This window comes from Microbacterium sp. bgisy203 (assembly GCF_965345155.1).
GTDB lineage: Bacteria > Actinomycetota > Actinomycetes > Actinomycetales > Microbacteriaceae > Microbacterium.
Map to the genome: position 1 here is coordinate 484,731 of NZ_CBDRLZ010000002.1, position 16,265 is coordinate 500,995.

General features: G+C 71.4%; 14 protein-coding genes. 9 read left to right on the forward strand and 5 right to left on the reverse strand.

The window, feature by feature from the left end; all coding sequences use genetic code 11:
• Both ACRVYW_RS05585 and ACRVYW_RS05590 read left to right on the forward strand, forming a co-directional pair.
• A complete protein-coding gene (locus ACRVYW_RS05585; RefSeq protein ID WP_431802504.1) occupies window positions 1-261 on the forward strand; it encodes a F0F1 ATP synthase subunit epsilon in 261 nt (86 codons plus the stop codon).
• Window positions 262-403: 142 nt separating this feature from the next.
• Entirely contained in the window at window positions 404-1,183 is a 780-nt protein-coding gene (locus ACRVYW_RS05590; protein WP_431802506.1) for a YaaA family protein, read from the forward strand.
• On the opposite strand, the gene ACRVYW_RS05595 is transcribed toward ACRVYW_RS05590, so the two are convergent.
• Window positions 1,184-1,687, reverse strand: coding sequence for a DUF4282 domain-containing protein (locus ACRVYW_RS05595; protein ID WP_431802508.1), 504 nt, complete (start codon window positions 1,685-1,687; stop codon window positions 1,184-1,186).
• 110 nt (window positions 1,688-1,797) lie between these two features.
• Here ACRVYW_RS05595 and ACRVYW_RS05600 point away from each other — a divergent pair, with 110 nt between their 5' ends.
• The 5 genes from ACRVYW_RS05600 to ACRVYW_RS05620 all read left to right on the forward strand — a co-directional run bounded on the left by ACRVYW_RS05600 (window position 1,798) and on the right by ACRVYW_RS05620 (window position 10,336).
• Window positions 1,798-2,784: a hypothetical protein gene (locus ACRVYW_RS05600; RefSeq protein ID WP_431802509.1), complete on the forward strand. Its 987-nt coding sequence runs from the start codon at window positions 1,798-1,800 to the stop codon at window positions 2,782-2,784.
• A 20-nt stretch (window positions 2,785-2,804) separates the two neighbouring features.
• On the forward strand, window positions 2,805-4,538 hold the full coding sequence (locus tag ACRVYW_RS05605) for an ABC transporter ATP-binding protein (protein ID WP_431802511.1): 1,734 nt from the start codon (window positions 2,805-2,807) through the stop codon (window positions 4,536-4,538).
• Window positions 4,535-6,673, forward strand: a complete 2,139-nt coding sequence (locus ACRVYW_RS05610) for an ABC transporter ATP-binding protein (protein ID WP_431802513.1) — start codon at window positions 4,535-4,537, stop codon at window positions 6,671-6,673. The genes ACRVYW_RS05605 and ACRVYW_RS05610 overlap by 4 nt, the downstream gene beginning before the upstream one ends.
• 2 nt (window positions 6,674-6,675) lie before the next feature.
• Window positions 6,676-7,485 carry a PP2C family protein-serine/threonine phosphatase gene (locus ACRVYW_RS05615; protein WP_431802515.1) on the forward strand — a complete coding sequence of 270 codons (810 nt, stop codon included), beginning with the start codon at window positions 6,676-6,678 and terminating at the stop codon, window positions 7,483-7,485.
• A 67-nt stretch (window positions 7,486-7,552) separates the two neighbouring features.
• A complete protein-coding gene (locus ACRVYW_RS05620; protein WP_431802517.1) occupies window positions 7,553-10,336 on the forward strand; it encodes an FtsK/SpoIIIE domain-containing protein in 2,784 nt (927 codons plus the stop codon).
• A gap of 13 nt (window positions 10,337-10,349) precedes the next feature.
• Here ACRVYW_RS05620 and ald read toward each other — a convergent pair whose 3' ends face one another.
• Window positions 10,350-11,465 carry an alanine dehydrogenase gene (gene ald, locus ACRVYW_RS05625; RefSeq protein WP_431802519.1) on the reverse strand — a complete coding sequence of 372 codons (1,116 nt, stop codon included), beginning with the start codon at window positions 11,463-11,465 and terminating at the stop codon, window positions 10,350-10,352.
• Between the two features lie 57 nt (window positions 11,466-11,522).
• Entirely contained in the window at window positions 11,523-12,512 is a 990-nt protein-coding gene (locus ACRVYW_RS05630) for an asparaginase (protein ID WP_431802520.1), read from the reverse strand.
• Between the two features lie 83 nt (window positions 12,513-12,595).
• On the opposite strand from ACRVYW_RS05630, the gene ACRVYW_RS05635 reads away from it, so the two are divergent.
• Complete coding sequence (locus ACRVYW_RS05635; RefSeq protein WP_431802522.1) at window positions 12,596-13,066, forward strand: OsmC family protein; 471 nt, start codon at window positions 12,596-12,598, stop codon at window positions 13,064-13,066.
• Between the two features lie 172 nt (window positions 13,067-13,238).
• Here the strand turns inward: ACRVYW_RS05635 and ACRVYW_RS05640 are convergent, their stop codons facing one another.
• Together ACRVYW_RS05640 and ACRVYW_RS05645 are read right to left on the reverse strand one after the other, a co-directional pair.
• Window positions 13,239-14,078, reverse strand: coding sequence for an endonuclease domain-containing protein (locus tag ACRVYW_RS05640; protein ID WP_431802524.1), 840 nt, complete (start codon window positions 14,076-14,078; stop codon window positions 13,239-13,241).
• Window positions 14,079-14,308: 230 nt separating this feature from the next.
• Entirely contained in the window at window positions 14,309-15,112 is an 804-nt protein-coding gene (locus ACRVYW_RS05645; RefSeq protein ID WP_431802526.1) for a lysophospholipid acyltransferase family protein, read from the reverse strand.
• 181 nt (window positions 15,113-15,293) lie between these two features.
• Here ACRVYW_RS05645 and ACRVYW_RS05650 point away from each other — a divergent pair, with 181 nt between their 5' ends.
• On the forward strand, window positions 15,294-16,265 hold the full coding sequence (locus ACRVYW_RS05650) for an FKBP-type peptidyl-prolyl cis-trans isomerase (protein WP_431802528.1): 972 nt from the start codon (window positions 15,294-15,296) through the stop codon (window positions 16,263-16,265).

Sequence of the window (16,265 nt, forward strand, 5' to 3'; positions counted from 1 at the left end):
ATGGCGCTGACCGTCACCCTCGTCTCCGCGGAGGAGGAGGTCTGGCACGGCGAGGCGAGCCTCGTCGTCGCCAAGACCGTCGAGGGCGAGATCGGCTTCATGACAGGGCACGAGCCGGTGCTCGCGATCCTCGCCGAGGGCCAGGTGCGCATCACCCAGTCCGACGGCTCGAAGGTCATCGCGACAGCGCACTCGGGCTTCATCTCGATGGAGCGCGACGAGCTCACGATCGTCGCCGGTCACGCCGCCCTGGAGTCCTGACCCCGCCTCATCTCCTGAGCGTTTCGACATCGCCTGAGCGTTTCGACTCGCTGCGCTCGCCCGCTCAACGACCGGCACTTCCGGACGTTGAGCGGGCGGCGTAGCGGCGAGTCGAAACGCTCTCGTCATTGTGAAAGTCCCCATGCTGATCCTGCTGCCCCCGTCGGAGACCAAGCGGCCCGGGGGTCGTGCCCGCCCCCTCGATGTCCCCGCGCTCGCGATGCCGCAGCTCTTTCCGGAGCGCGAGGCGGTCATCGACGCACTGGTGTCGCTGAGTGCCGACGCCGACGCCGACGCCGCTGCGCGCGTTCTGAAGCTCTCCGAGCGTCAGCGCGGCGGGATCGCCGACAATGCGGCGCTCCGCACGGCGCCGACGCTCCCCGCCGTCGACCGCTACACGGGCGTGCTGTACGACGCGCTGGATGCCGCGACGCTCGACGCCGCCGCACGGCGGTGGCTGGGGGCGCACGTCCTCATCCACTCGGCGCCCTTCGGGCCCGTACGCGCCCTGGATGCGATCCCCGCGTACCGACTCGCGGCGGGCGTCCGCCTTCCCGATCTGCCGCCCCTTCGGCGCGTGTGGGCGGATGCCGTGACCCGCGCGCTCGCGGAGGCCGCGCCGCGCTTCGTCCTCGACCTGCGCTCCGAGGCGTACGCCGCGCTCGGGCCGGTACCTTCCGGCATCCCTTCGCTGTACCTCCGCGTCGTGACCGGGGCGGCAACGGGGGATCGCGCCGGGAGCGAGACGGGCGCCGTCCGCGCCCTGAACCATTTCAACAAGCACGCGAAGGGCGCCCTCGTGCGTGCGCTCGCCGAAGGTCGACCCCGCATCACGAGCGGGGATGCCTTCCGCGCGTGGGCCGAGACCGCCGGCCTCACCGTGCGAACGGGTGCGGACGGCGAACTCGACCTCGTCGTCTGATCAGCGCGGCGGCGTGGTGGCGCGCTGCGTGTTCTGCGCGGTGCGCTCGGTGTTCTCCGCGATCGCGACGAGCGCGACGCCCGCTTCGATGACGAAGCGGAGCACCACGATCGCGAGGAAGGCGAGCACGGGGACGACGATCAGCGTCGAGATGATGAGCGCGATGCCGCCGCCGACGTTCCAGCTGAGCGACCCGATGCCGGAGATGATCCCGCTGAAGAAGGTCGCGATGAAACCGATGCCGATCGCCACGAGACCGACGAGGTAGAAGACGCTCGCGAGGCGCCGCGTGATGAACTGCGTGAACGTGATGTCGAACAGCGCCGAGAGGAAGCCCTTGCCGATCTCGTCGAACTCGCCCAGCAGGCGCGGCACGCCCGTGTCGTCGACACCCGCCTGCCCGCCGGTCGGTGTCGTCGCCGGCGCGGCCTGCGCCTGAGCGGCCGCGTCGGCGGCGGGCTGCTCCGGGACGGGCGGGGGAGTGGGGGTCTGCGCGTCGCTCATGGCGATCCTTCCGATGGGTACAGTCGCCAGGCTAGCGAAACCAGCGCTCGGCGCGCGAGAAACTGCGCGCGCCGACTGCCTCTGGTCGCGGGGTGCGCTGTGCCCTTACGATGACTCTGACGGACGCGCTGGCGACCGCTCACGGCCGAAAGGACATCATGGGCGACTCTTACAACGACGGCGCGGTGGTCGCCGCTGCCCTCTTCTTCGGGTTCATCTTCTTCCTGTTCGCGGTGCTGTACTACGTCCTCTCGTCGCTCTTCCTCATGAAGATCTTCGACAAGGCGGGTGTCCAGGGGAAGTGGCGCGCGTGGGTGCCCGTCTACAACTTCATGGTCTTCAGCAAGCTCGGCGATCTGAGCCCCTGGGTCGTCCTGATCGCCGCGGGTGTCGCCATCGTCCTGGCTCCGCTGAACCTCGGCTTCCTCGGTTTGGTCCTGTTCATCGTGGCGACGGCGCTGGCCGCGTGGCGCGTTGGGTTGAAGCTGCAGAAGGAGCCCGTCTGGGTTGTCCTCTACGTGCTCCTCTCGATCGTCTGGCTCGGCATCAACGCGTACGACAAGTCGCGCTGGAACCCGGCCATCGCACCCGCACCGTGGGCCGGCAACGGGTTCTTCGCCGACCGCACGGTGTGGCAGGGGATCCCGGTGCAGCCGAGCGCCGGGTACGTCGCGCCGCCCGCGCCCGGGTACGCGCCGCCTCCGGGCTACCAGCCGCCCGCCGGCTATCAGGCACCCCCGGCCGGCTATCAGGCGCCGCCCGCCGGTTACCAGGCGCCGCCTGCCGGTTACCAGCCGCCGCCCGCGGGTTACCAGCCGCCGCCGGCCGGTTACCAGCCGCCGCCGGCGTACGGACCGCCCTCGACCGAGCCGCCCGCCTACGGACCGCCGTCGACCGAGCCTCCCGTCGCCGCACCGGCCCCCGAGCCGCCGGTGGTGCCGTCGCCCGCCGCTGAAGCTCCCCTCGCGCCGCCGGCGACCGAGCCGCCCACGACCGAGCCGCCGACGACCGCAGCGCCGACGACCGATCCGTCGGCATCCGGCGACACGACGACCGACCCGACCGCGGGCGGCGCCGGCGAGACGCCCAAAGCCTGACCGCGCGGCGCAGGCCCCCGATGCTCGGGAAGATCCTCGTCGGTTTCCTCCGGCCCGCGTGGCCGTTGCTGGTACTCGTCGTGCTGTTCCAGCTGGGGCAGTCGATCGCCTCCCTCGCCCTGCCGACGCTCAACGCCGACATCATCGACAAGGGCGTCGTCACCGGTGACATCGACTACATCTGGCGTACCGGCGGGGTGATGTTGCTCGTCAGCTTCTTCCAGGTCGTCTGCTCTCTCATCGCGGTGTACTTCGGGTCGCGCCTCGCGATGGGCATGGGCCGGTCGCTCCGTGCCGCCGTGTTCCACCGTGTCGTCGCGTTCTCGCAGCGCGAGGTCGGACAGTTCGGCGCTCCTTCGCTGATCACGCGCAACACGAACGACGTGCAGCAGGTGCAGATGCTGGTGCAGATGTCGGCGACGGTGATGGTCTCCGCGCCGATGCTCGCCATCGGCGGCATCATCATGGCGGTGCGACAGGATGCCGGTCTGTCGTGGCTCATGGCGGTGTCGATCCCGGTCCTTCTCCTCGTGGTCTCGCTCATCGTCGTGCGCATGGTCCCCGCCTTCACCGCGATGCAGGCGCGCATCGACCGCGTGAACCAGATCCTCCGGGAGCAGCTCACCGGCATCCGGGTCGTCCGGGCGTTCGTGCGAGAGGACCGGGAGCGCGCCCGGTTCGGCAAGGCCAGCGAAGACGTCATGGAGACCGCGCTGCGGGCCGGGTACCTCATGGCGTTGATGTTCCCCGCTGTGATGCTCGTGATGAACCTCTCGTCGGTCGCCGTCATCTGGTACGGCGCCGACCAGGTGCAGAACCACGGGGTGCAGATCGGCACGCTGTTCGCGTTCCTCAACTACCTCATGCAGATCCTCATGGGGGTGATGATGGCGACGTTCATGTTCGTCATGATCCCCCGCGCCGCGGTGTGCGCCGACCGGATCGGCGCCGTGCTCGAGACCGAGCCTTCCGTGCACGCGCCGGAGCACCCGGTGGAGGTCCGGCCCGCCGGGGGCCTCATCGAGTTCGACGACGTCGACTTCACCTACCCCGGCGCCGACGAGGCCGTGCTCCGCGACCTCACCTTCACCGTCGCGCCGGGCACGACGACCGCGATCATCGGATCGACCGGTTCGGGCAAGACCACGCTCGTCGGCCTCATCGCGCGCCTGTTCGACGTCACGGGCGGTGCGGTGCGCGTCGACGGCACGGACGTTCGCGAGATGGACCCCGATGACCTGTGGGCGCGCATCGGTCTCGTGCCCCAGCGCGCGTTCCTCTTCTCCGGGACGGTGGCCTCGAACCTCCGCTACGGCGACCGCGACGCCACCGACGAGGAGCTCTGGAAGGCGCTCGATCTGGCCCAGGCATCCTCCTTCGTGTCGGGTTTCGACGGCGGGCTCGAGGCGCCCATCGCGCAGGGCGGCACGAACGTCTCGGGCGGCCAGCGGCAGCGTCTCGCGATCGCACGCGCGCTCGTGAAGCGCCCCGAGATCTACATCTTCGACGACTCTTTCTCCGCTCTCGACCTCAAGACGGACGCGGCGCTGCGGCACGCCCTCGACACAGAACTCCCCGACGCGACCCGCGTCATCGTCGCGCAGCGCGTGACGACGATCCGGTACGCCGACCAGATCGTCGTGCTCGATCACGGACGCATGGTCGGCCTCGGCACGCACGACGAGCTGCTCGATACGTGCGAGACATACCGTGAGATCGTCGAGTCGCAGCTCTCCGCGCAGGAGGCGGTATGAGCGGCGGAAGCACGACGTCATCCCGCCCGGCGGCACCCCAGGGCGGGCAAGGACCCCAGGGCGGGCACGGACCCATGGGCGGACGGGGGCCCATGGGCGGAGGGCGCGGCATGGCGCCGGGCGGAAAGGCGCAGAACTTCGGGCCGAGCGCGAAACGACTGCTCGGGACCCTCAAGGTCGATACGCCGAAGCTCGTCTTGGTGCTGATCCTCGGGGTGCTCTCGGTCGCGCTCAGCGTCGCGGGCCCGAAGATCCTCGGCGAGGGCACCAACATCATCTTCGCGGGGTTCATCTCCCTCCAGGTGCCGGCCGGTGCGACCAAGCAGCAGATCATCGACCAGCTCATCGCGTCGGGCAACGAACAGCAGGCGGACATGATCCGCTCGATGGACTTCACGCCCGGCGCGGGCATCGACTTCGACCGCCTCGCGGTCGTCATGATCGCCGTCCTCGCCGTCTACATCCTCGCCGCGGTGTTCGGCTGGCTGCAGGCGCGGTTGCTCACCGGCATCGTGCAGCGGGCCATGAACCGCCTCCGCGTCCAGGTCGAGGACAAGATTCACCGGCTGCCGCTGGCGTACTTCGACCGCGTCCAGCGCGGCGAGCTGCTGAGCCGGGTCACGAACGACGTCGACAACATCGGTCAGACGATGCAGCAGACGCTCTCCCAGGTGGTGACGAGCCTGCTCACCGTCGTCGGCGTCCTGGTGATGATGTTCGTCATCTCGCCGCTGCTCGCCGTCATCGCGCTCGTGACGATCCCCCTGACCATCCTCATCACGACGCTCGTAGCGCGTCGATCGCAGAAGCTCTTCGTCGCGCAGTGGGCCGCGACGGGCGTTCTCAATGCCCGCGTCGAGGAGACGTTCTCCGGCCATCAGATCGTCAAGGTGTTCGGTCACCAGACCGACGTCGAGGCCGACTTCGCCCGCGAGAACGATGCGGTGTACCGGGCGAGCTTCGGGGCGCAGTTCCTCTCCGGGATCATCATGCCCGCGATGATGTTCATCGGGAACCTCGTCTACGTCGCCATCGCGGTCGTCGGCGGCCTGCAGGTCGCGAACGGTCTCATGTCGATCGGCGACGTGCAGGCGTTCATCCAGTACTCGCGGCAGTTCACGCAGCCGCTGAGCCAGCTCGGGTCGATGGCGAACCTGCTCCAGTCGGGCGTCGCGAGCGCCGAGCGCGTCTTCGAACTCCTCGACGAGGAGGAGGAGAGCCCCGATGCCGAGCCCGCCGAGACCGTCCCCGAAGAGACCGCGGACCTCGCGTTCGACGACGTCTCGTTCCGGTACGTCCCCGACATCCCGCTGATCGCGGACCTGTCGCTGCGAGCCGATCCCGGCAGCACCGTCGCGATCGTCGGCCCGACGGGGGCAGGGAAGACGACGCTCGTGAACCTCATCATGCGCTTCTACGAAGTGGATGCCGGCGTCATCTCCCTCGGCACTCTCGACACCCGCCTCATGACCCGCGCCGATCTGCGCTCGCGCACCGGGATGGTGCTGCAGGACACGTGGCTGTTCTCGGGCACGATCCGCGAGAACATCGCCTACGGCAAGGACGACGCGAGCGAGGAGGAGATCCTCGCGGCGGCGAAGGCGGCGTACGTCGATCGGTTCGTGCACGCCCTTCCCGACGGCTACGACACCGTGCTCGACGACGAGGCGACGAATCTGTCCGTCGGTGAGCGCCAACTGGTCACGATCGCGCGGGCCTTCATCTCCGACCCGCGCATTCTGATCCTCGACGAGGCGACCAGCTCGGTGGACACCCGTACCGAGCTCCTCATCCAGCGGGCGATGTCGCGTCTGCGCCGCGACCGGACGTCGTTCGTCATCGCCCATCGCCTCTCCACCATCCGTGACGCGGACCTCATCCTGGTCATGGAGGCCGGGGCGATCGTCGAGCAGGGCACGCACGAGGAGCTCCTCGCGGCGAACGGCGCATATCGGCGCCTCTACGACGCGCAGTTCGACGCCCCCGCCGTCGACGACGAGACGGATCCGGTCGATGTCGAGCCGGAGGCGGTCCTCACCGGACCGGTCCCCGTGGTCTCGCCCGGAGCGGTACCGCCGCTGCCGCCCATCCCGCCCGTCGCCGATGAGCCGGGCGAGGCGTCCACTAGAGTGTGAGCGTGTCAGAAGCCGCGACCCGTTCGCGCACCGTTCCCCTCGACGACGGTGCGCTCGAGCTCCAGTGGTCCGAGGTGACCCATCGTGGACGTCGCCGTGACACGAACCAGGATGCCGTGCTGGCCGAGTACCCGCTCTTCGTCGTAGCCGACGGGATGGGCGGCCACATCGGGGGAGAGATCGCCAGCGCGAGCACCGTCGACCGGCTGCGCGCCGTCGCGACGAAAGGCGACGTGGGCCCGAAGGCGATCGAGAAGGCGCTCGCCCGCGCCGTGAGCGATATCGCGTCGCATCCCGAGACCACCGACGAGGGCACAGGGACGACCGTCACCGGCGTCTACCTCGACCTCTCCGGCCCCGAACCCACGTGGGTGACGCTCAACGTCGGCGACTCGCGCGTGTACCTCTTCCGCGACGGAACGCTCGCGCAGGTGACGACCGACCACTCTGTCGTGCAGGAGCTCATCGCCGCAGGAAGGCTCAGCCCCGAAGAAGCCGAGAACCACCCGTACGGCAACGTCATCACGCGCGCCATCGGTCCCTCCGACGGCGTCTCGCCCGACTACGTGCGCCTCGAGGTGCTCGACGGCGACCGGTTCGTGATCTGCAGTGACGGGCTCACGAAGGAGCTCACCGACTACGGCATCCTGCACTTCCTGCTGCAGCACGACGACCCGACCGAGGCCGTTGACGACATGCTCGAGGCCGCGCTCGAGAACGGTGGTCGCGACAACGTGACGATCATCGTGCTGAACGCGCGCCGCACGCACGCGGGTGACGCGCCCATCGACTCCTCCACAGACGACGCCTGAGCGGATTCATCCACCGATCCGCCTGATCGGTCCCCACGCGCACGGTCGCCCCGCTTGACTGTCGCGCATGCATGACGCACACGACGACCCGCTCCGCCTCCCCGCTCCGCCTCCGTCGCCGCCGCGACCGGCGCTGCCCATCGCCGCAGCGATCGTTCCGGTGATCGGCGCCGTCGTCCTGTGGAAGGTCACCGGGTCGCCGTTCGCGCTCTGGTTCGCCGCCCTCGGGCCGCTCATGGCGGGGGCGTCGTTCCTCGACGGGCTGCGCACCGCGCGACGCACGAAGCGGCGCGCCGCCAAAGACGGGGCGCGCGAACTGGGTGTGCTCGAGGGCGAACTCGACCGGCGCCACGACGTCGAACGCGAGCGCGCCTGGCGACGGACTCCCGATGTCGCGGGCTACGCGGCCGCCCCCGAAGAGATCTGGCGTGTGGTGCCGGGGCGCGAGGACGTCCTTGTCGTGGGCGCGGGGCGCGCCGCGAGCGGGGTGCGCCTCGACGGCGAAGCGCACGACGACCGATCCCGCGCGCTCCGCCGCCGCTCCCGCATGCTCGATGACGTACCCATCACGGTCCCGCTCGCGGGCGGTGTCGCCGTTGCCGGCCCCGCGATCCCGGCCGCGGCCGTCGTCCGTGCGCTCGCGCTGCAGGTGTGCCTCGCGCACGCCCCGGGGAGCGTGCGGTTGGGGGATGCCGGGGCTGCGGCGGCGGGTGATGCGACGCTGCGCGTGCCGCATGCCGAAGCGACCCGCGGTGCGCTCCTCGTCGTTGCGAACGGCGGCCGGCCCGTGTCCGACGGCATCGACATCCCGATCGTGCAGGTGCGCGAGGGGGATCCGCCGCCGCCGCGCTGCGCCGCGGTGCTCACACTCACGGGTGCCGACAGGGCGCGCCTCGATCACGACGGCCTCTCGCAGGAGGTTCGCGTCGAGGCGATCTCCTCTGCCCAGGCGGAAGCCCTCGCGGCCGCGCTCGCCGCGCGCGCCGATTCGCTCGGGCAGCGGGTGGACGGTGCCGTGTCGCTCGAGGACCTCCCGGTGCTCGGGGGTGGGCGCGGCAGTCTCGCGGCCGCCGTCGGCAGGAGCGGCGGCGCGCCGGTCGTCCTCGACCTCGTCGGTGACGGCCCCCACGCCGTCGTCATCGGGGTGACGGGGTCGGGCAAGAGCGAGCTGCTCACGACGTGGATCGCGGCGATGTGCCGCACGCGCTCGCCGCAGGAGCTGTCCCTGCTCCTCGTCGACTTCAAGGGCGGGCGCACCTTCGATGCGCTCGCCGCGCTCCCGCACGTGACGGGGGTCCTCACCGATCTCGACGAGGCACGCGCGCTTCGCGCGGTGGAGAGTCTCACCGCCGAGATCCGCTACCGAGAGCGCGTGTTGGCGGACGCAGACGCCCGCGACATCGACGACGCGGGCGACGCGCTGTCGCGCCTCGTCATCGTCGTCGACGAGTACGCGGCCCTCGTCGCCGCGCGCCCCGAGCTGCACGACCTGTTCGCCGACATCGCCGCGCGCGGCCGCGCGCTCGGCATGCACCTGATCCTCGCGTCGCAGCGCGCCGCGGGCGCGTTCCGCGACGGAGTGCTGGCCAACGCCCCGTTGCGCATCGCCTTCCGTGTGACAGATGGCGCCGACTCCCGCACCGTGATCGGCCAGGATGACGCGGTGCGCCTCCCCGGGAGCGAAGCCGCACGGGGGACGGCGCTCATCCGCTGCGCCGCCGACGCCACGGCGCGCACGGTGCGGGTCGCGCGGACCGGCGCAGACGCGCTCGCCGAGCTTCGGGCACAGGCCTCGGGGCACGCCCCCGCCCGGCGTCCGTGGCTTCCGCCGCTTCCCGACCGGCTCGAGCTTCATGACGTGCGCCGAAGCGGCGAGATCGTCCTCGGGCTGAGCGACGAGCCGGAGCACCAGCGGCAGAGCGTCGTGACGCTGCCCCGAGCCGCCGGGGGCCTCGCTATCGTCGGCGGGCCCGGCAGCGGGCGCTCGACGCTTCTTGCCACGATCGCCGCCCAGGCGGAGCGCGTGCTGCGCGTGCCCGCCGATGCCGAGGGCGCGTGGGACGCGCTCGACGGCATCGCCGCGGCGCCCGCAGGCACGGTCGTCCTCGTCGACGACGCCGACGCACTCGTGGGGCGACTGCCCGGTGAGTACGCGGCGACGTGGGTCGCTGGGCTCGAACGGGCGGCGCGCGAGGCACGCGGTCGCGGGATCGTGCTGGTCGTCGCGGTCGCGCGCCTCGCCGGCGGACTCGGGCGGGTGCTCGAACTGCTGCCGCACCGGCTGCTCCTGCCACTTCCGACCCGGACCGATCACGTGGCCGCGGGGGGCGAATCGTCCGACTTCGCGGCCGGCACGGCACCCGGGCGCGGTCGCTGGGGGCGGCGTCCGATCCAGGTCGCGGTCGCCGACGGGCCCGGCGGGACCGGCGGAGTGGGCGCGGGCGGTGGGGCCGGCGGGCTGCCCGGGTCGCTCCCGGCATCGATGGCGACGCTCGAGCCGACCACGCCGCTCGCGATCGTCACACCTCCCGGGGCGCGGGTCGAGCGCCTGCGCGCCGCGTGCGCGGAGGCGGGCCTTCACGCGATGACGGTCGAGGAGGCGGCGGCATCCACCACTCCGCCCTCTCGCGGCGACGCGGTGATCGGCACGCCGGACGCCTGGCTCGCGCAGTGGCGCGTGCTCGCGGCGGCACGCGAGCACAGCCGATTCGTCGTCGACGTCGCCTGCGCGTCCGAGTACCGCGCCGTCACCGGGCGGCGCGAGTCTCCGCCGTACACGGAGGCTGTGCCCGGGCGGGCGTGGGCGCTCGCTCCCGGCGAGGCTCCTGCGCGCGTGTGGTTGCCGGACTGAGGGCGCGGATGCCTCAGGCGAGGGCGTCGGCGAGCGTCACCGCCGCGAGGCCGTGGGCTTCCGCGACGCCGGCGTTGGCGAGAAGGCCGGCCGTCACGTTGAGTCCGTCGGCGAGGGCGGCGTCCGCGCGCAGCGCGTCGCGCCATCCGAGCCCCGCGATCCTCCGGACGTAGGGAAGGGTGGCGTTGGTGAGCGCCGAGGTGGAGGTGTTCGGGACGGCGCCGGGCATGTTCGCGACGCAGTAGAAGACGCTCCCGTGAACGGGGAAAGTGGGGTCGGCGTGCGTCGTCGGTCGGGTGTCCTCGAAGCAGCCGCCCTGGTCGACGGCGATGTCGACGAGCACCGATCCCGGTCGCATGCGCGCGACCATCTCGTTCGTCACGAGCTTCGGCGCCTTCGCGCCGGGGATGAGTACCGAGCCGATGACGAGGTCGGACGCGACGACCGCGCGGTCGAGGTCGAGCGGGTTCGACGCCGCCGTCTTCACGCGACCCTGGAAGTGATCGTCGAGAAAGCGCAGACGTGCGATGTTCGTGTCGAAGATCGTGACGTCGGCACCGAGGCCCGCCGCGATGTAGGCGGAGTTCGCCCCCGCGACGCCGCCGCCGATGATCGCGACCGTCGCGGGACGCGTGCCCGGCACACCCGACATGAGAAGGCCGAGGCCCCCGGCGGAGCGCATCAGCGTCGCAGCGCCCACCGTGGGGGCGAGGCGACCGGCCACCTCGCTCATCGGGGCGAGGAGCGGCAGCCCACCTCCCGGGAGCTGCACCGTCTCGTACGCGATCGCGGTGACGCCGCTCGCCACGAGGGCGTCGGTGAGCGGGCGGTCCGCGGCGAGGTGCAGGTAGGTGAAGATCACGAGGTCGTCGCGGAAGTACCCGTGCTCCGCGGCGATCGGCTCCTTCACCTTCAGGAGCAGTTCGGCCCGCGCCCAGACCTCCGCCGCGTCGTCGAGAAGCGTGGCGCCGGCGTCGGCGTACTCGGCATCCGACATCGACGAGCCGATCCCGGCACCGCGCTGGACGAAGACCTCATGGCCGGATCGCACGAGGTCGTAGACACCCGCGGGGGTCAGCGCGACCCGGAACTCGTTGTTCTTGATCTCGGTCGGAACACTGATGCGCATGTCGCTCCCTTGTCGGTGCCCCGCCCCGCCGCGCCTTGTGGCCGCGCCGTGCGAAGGCTAAACGGTCGGCCGGATCAGGCCGACATCCTGCCCGCCGCCGGTCACGGCGAGCGGAAGCTGAGCCAACGTCGCGGCGACGTCGGCGGGGGAGAGGGCGCCGACGCGCTCGAGCAGGGCGAGCGCGATCGCGGTCGTCGCGCGACCCGACCCGTCGAGCACCTTCAGCGCGACCGTCGTGCCGTTCGGGGCGACCATGATCATGACGCCCTCCGCGCCCCCCTTCGCGAAGACGCCGAGCCGCTCGATCGCGATCGTGTCCGGACGACCCGGCCCGTCGATCGTCCACGGGCTCTCGCGAACGGCGCGGACGAGGGCGCCGGCGCTGCGGTGCAGGGCGAACGGGGAGCGCTCCGACGACGTGCCGATGCGATGCGCCGCACGGCCGAGAGCCGACAGGCTCATCCCGTACACGGGCGCGCCGCAGCCGTCGACGGCGGCGGAGGTGACCTTCGTGCCGATGAGACGCTCGATGACCTCGCGGATGTGGACCTGCAGCGGGTGGGCGGGGTCGAGGTAGCCCGTGGTGTCCCAGCCGTTCACGGTGCACGTGAGAAGCATCGCCGCGTGCTTGCCGGAGCAGTTCATACGGATGCGCTGGGGCTGTCCGAGCTCGCGCATGAGCTCGTCGCGCGTTGCGGGGTCGCCCGGCCACGCCGCGGGGCACCCGAGATCCGACTCGCCGAGACCCGCCGCATCGAGGATGTCGCGGACGACGGCGACGTGCCGGTTGGTGCCCGAGTGGCTCGCCGTCGCGAGCGCCAGGCGCTCGCCGGTGAGGTCGGCGCCGGCCGTCAGGCATCCGAGCGCCTGTAGCGGCTTCATGCTCGAGCGGGGCAGGATCGGGGTCTCGACGTCGCCGAGCGTGAGCTGCACGACGCCCTCGGCGTCGAGGACGATCGCCGCTCCCGCGTGGCGCGACTCCACGAACCCGGAACGTTCGACGACGGCGAGTTCGACGGAGGAGGGCACGGTCAACGTCTCGGGCACCGGCCCAGCCTACCGCCGGCACCGGCCGGGCCGAGGACGGTTTCGGTCAGGTCGCCCGACCGGCGCGGTGCGAGACTGGGAGCATGATCGGAGAGCATCGATACGAGGTCCGCAGCACGTGGACGGGCAACCGCGGCACCGGAACGAGCGGGTACCGCGATTACGACCGCGCCGTGACGGTGTCGATCTCCGGCAAGCCCGACCTCGCGGCATCCGCCGACCGGCCCTTCCGGGGCGACCCCGCGAAGTGGAACCCCGAAGACCTGCTGCTCGCGGCGCTCTCGGAGTGCCACCTGCTGTCCTACCTGCACGCATGCGTCGAGGCGGGCGTCGTGGTCGTGTCTTACGACGATCACGCGACCGGCACGATGACCCTCGACGGGCGCGGAGGCGGCGCATTCACCGAGGTGACGCTCCACCCGCGCGTCGTCGTCGCCGAGGAAGGGATGATCGCGGCGGCGGAGGCCGCGCACGCGCAGGCGCACGACTGGTGCTTCATCGCGAACTCGGTGAACTTCCCGGTCCGTCACGAGGCGACGGTTACCGCCGTCTGAGCCGCGCGTATCGACGCCGGCCGACCCCGCGAAAAGCAGGGGCGACTGCGTCTATCCGGTCTGTGGCCCGCCTTTCCTGCCACCTGCCCCTGCTCTTGCCTGCGTTCGCGCCGGGGACGCGCGGCGCCGCCTCGGCCGCCGCGTCGCCCCTGCGCGGCCGCCGGCTGCTTCGTCACCGGGGGCGGGCGGCGAGCAGCCCCGCGACCGCCGCCCGCACCACGTCCGCACGCTCCATGATGTCTTCGGCGATCGGGCGGTACGTCGTGAGCCCGCGCATCGCAGCCTCCTGATCACGTCGCCGGTCGCGCTTCTGCTGCTCCCATGACGAGTGGAATGCGCGGCTGTCGCATTCGATGATGAGCCAGCCGTCGACGAGGAAGTCGACGCGTCCGACCCCCGCGATCTCCACCTGCACGTCGAATCGGCACCCGAGGGTGCGCAGGATGAGCCGCATCAGCGACTCGGGCCCCGACTCGGCGCGGGAGTCGAGCAGTCGACGCAGCCGCCGGTGGCGACGGGGGAGCGACGCGAACAGCTCGTCCAGGTCGTCGTGGGCGAGAACCCCGAGATGGAGCGCGGAATCGGTCGTCGCGATCGCGGCCCGGGGGCTTTGGCACAGCACCGATTGGCGCACCGCGTCGAAGACTTCCACGCTGAGCGACCGGGGATGAGGGGCACGCAGGAGCCGGTCGCGGTGCAGCCGATTCGTCCCGGGCGGTCCGAGCCGCGCCGCTTCGGGCACGACGTGGATGTGCCGTGTGGCGTGGTCCATGACGAACACCCCACGACGACGCAGCTCGGAGACGCACGCGAGACGTCCCCGGTTGCGCCCCGCGGCGACACAGTCGGGCGGGGTGAGCGGCGAACAGAAGGCGCCCTGACGCACCCGCACGAGACCTCCGCTCTCCACCGCGGCCCGCACCTCGCTCGCCCGCCATCCCGCCGCCCGCAGGTCGCGGGTTCGCGCGATGCGCGGGGCCGGTCCGGCGTCGGCCTGCGTCATGTGCTCCATGCCGCCAGACTGTCGGCCCGCGCAGTGGCGAGGGCGCGCCCGCGTCTGATCTGTGGACGGATCGGCGATTCGACCGGTTGGGGAGGAGGCGATGCGCGACCGTCTGGAGAGCGAGCCGCCGCAAAAGCAGGGCGAACCGCAGCTGCGGTGGCGTCACACCGCCGTCGGCGCCGATCGGCCCTGCTTTTCGCCCGCGCTCTCGCCGAGATCCCGCGTCCGGCGCCCGTGCGCTACCGCCGCTCGTGCGGGAGCACCTGCTTGAGACGTTCGACGGGGTTCGCGGCGGGCGCCTCGTTGTAGGTTCCGGCCAGCTCCTGCCCCGAGAGGGCGTGGATCGCGGACATGACCTCGTCGGTCGCGAGCCGGCGTGCTCTGCCGCTGGATGCCGGTCCGTAGTGCGACAGGTCGAGAGGCTCCCCGTAGCGCACCGTCACGCGGGGATGCCGCTTGGGCATACGTGCGCCGACGGGCATGGCCTCGTTCGTGCCGATGAGCCCGACGGGGACGACCTGGGCGCCCTCTTCGAGCGCGAGGAATGCGACGCCCGTCCGTCCCTTGTAGAGCTTGCCGTCCAGCGAGCGCGTCCCCTCGGGATAGAGCGCGATCGCCCGACCCGAGGCGAGGATGCGCCGCTGCTGGTCGAGCGCGTCGAGCGCCGCCTGCCCGGCGCCGCGCTCGACGGGGGTCGCACCGATGGCACGGAAGAAGTGCCGGCTCACCCACCCGCGGAACCCGGTGCCCTCGAAGTAGGCCGACTTCGCGAGGAAGTAGACGGGGCGCGGCGCGAACATCGGGATGATCAGCGAGTCGATGAACGACAGGTGGTTGCTCGCGAAGACCACCTTGCCCGTACGCGGGATGTTCGCGCGCCCTTCGATGCGCGGGCGGTAGATGAGCCGGGTGAGCGGCACGAGCACGGCGCGACCGAAGTAGTAGGTGAAACCGACGGGTGCGACGCCCGATTCGTCCGGCTCGGCATCCGTCGTCGCGGCGCGTTCGGGCGCCTCGGACGCGCCCCCATGCTCTTCTGCCACCCGTCGAGGGTACTCCCGATCTCATTCCTCCCCGCGCATGGCCCCCATCGGCCGCGCGGCCGGCCTCCCGACGGGACGCCTCTCAGCGGGGACAGAAGAAGATGCGCGAAGATGTGTGAGTCTCTCGTCTGCCCGGGTGCCGTGTCACGGCATCCGTGACCACCACCCCTGTGAGGTCCCCGTGCGCCTGCGCCCGATCGCCGCCCTGTCCGCCGCCGCCGTGTCGGTGCTCCTGCTCGCCGGGTGCGCCGGGTCGGGCGACGCGGAATCCTCGCCGTCGCCGTCCGGCTCCAGCGGTGCGGCGGACGCCTGCCTCATCGCGGCGTCGCCGGGATCGGACTCGGACGCCGTCACCGTCGACGAGGCGGGTGACACGCTGTCTGCCACCGTTCCCTCCGACCTGGCGTTCGAACAGGTCGAGCGCACCGTCGTCACGCCCGGCGACGGGGCGGACCTCGGCGTGGGCGACCTGGTCTCGGCGCAGTACCAGGTGTACGACGGCGCCTCCGGTGAGCTGATCAACGACTCGACGACGACCTCCGCCTCCGAGGACGGACGCGTGCCGGTACTCATCGACCAGACCCAGCTGACGATGTGGGTCGGAGCGATCGAGTGCAACCCGCTCGGGTCGACTGTCGTGATGACCGTGCCCGGCTCGGCGCTCGGCACCGAGGGCAGCAACTACGTCGTCGTCGCGCGCACGTTCGAGGAGCTGCCGACGACAGCGACCGGTCAGAGCGTTGCGCCGGTGGAGGGGATGCCGGAGGTCGCTCTCGCGGACGACGGCGAGCCGACGATCACCGTGCCCGACACCGCTGCGCCCGCCGACCTGCAGATCGAGGTGCTCAAGAAGGGCGACGGGCCGACCGTCGCCGAAGGCGACCAGGTGACGGTTCAGTACAAGGGCGTCGCGTGGGACACCAAGGAGGAGTTCGACTCCAGCTGGAAGCGCGGGGCGCCGGCGGCGTTCACCACGACGGGGGTGTACGAGGGGTTCGGCAAGGCGATGGTCGGTCAGACCGTCGGCAGCCAGGTGCTCGTGGTCATGCCGCCGTCGATGGGTGACCTGAACGGCGCGCTGAAGGGGAAGACGCTGGTGTTCGTCATCGACATCCTCGGCACCCAGCACGCGCCGACCGCCGCCACCCAGTGA

Excerpts from the sequence above, each read along its gene's own strand:
- ACRVYW_RS05585 (WP_431802504.1), top strand. The coding sequence starts at position 1 with ATGGCGCTGACCGTCACCCTCGTCTCCGCGGAGGAGGAGGTCTGGCAC.
- ACRVYW_RS05590 (WP_431802506.1), top strand. The coding sequence starts at position 404 with ATGCTGATCCTGCTGCCCCCGTCGGAGACCAAGCGGCCCGGGGGTCGT.
- ACRVYW_RS05595 (WP_431802508.1), bottom strand. The coding sequence starts at position 1,687 with ATGAGCGACGCGCAGACCCCCACTCCCCCGCCCGTCCCGGAGCAGCCC.
- ACRVYW_RS05600 (WP_431802509.1), top strand. The coding sequence starts at position 1,798 with ATGACTCTGACGGACGCGCTGGCGACCGCTCACGGCCGAAAGGACATC.
- ACRVYW_RS05605 (WP_431802511.1), top strand. The coding sequence starts at position 2,805 with ATGCTCGGGAAGATCCTCGTCGGTTTCCTCCGGCCCGCGTGGCCGTTG.
- ACRVYW_RS05610 (WP_431802513.1), top strand. The coding sequence starts at position 4,535 with ATGAGCGGCGGAAGCACGACGTCATCCCGCCCGGCGGCACCCCAGGGC.
- ACRVYW_RS05620 (WP_431802517.1), top strand. The coding sequence starts at position 7,553 with ATGCATGACGCACACGACGACCCGCTCCGCCTCCCCGCTCCGCCTCCG.
- ald (WP_431802519.1), bottom strand. The coding sequence starts at position 11,465 with ATGCGCATCAGTGTTCCGACCGAGATCAAGAACAACGAGTTCCGGGTC.
- ACRVYW_RS05635 (WP_431802522.1), top strand. The coding sequence starts at position 12,596 with ATGATCGGAGAGCATCGATACGAGGTCCGCAGCACGTGGACGGGCAAC.
- ACRVYW_RS05640 (WP_431802524.1), bottom strand. The coding sequence starts at position 14,078 with ATGGAGCACATGACGCAGGCCGACGCCGGACCGGCCCCGCGCATCGCG.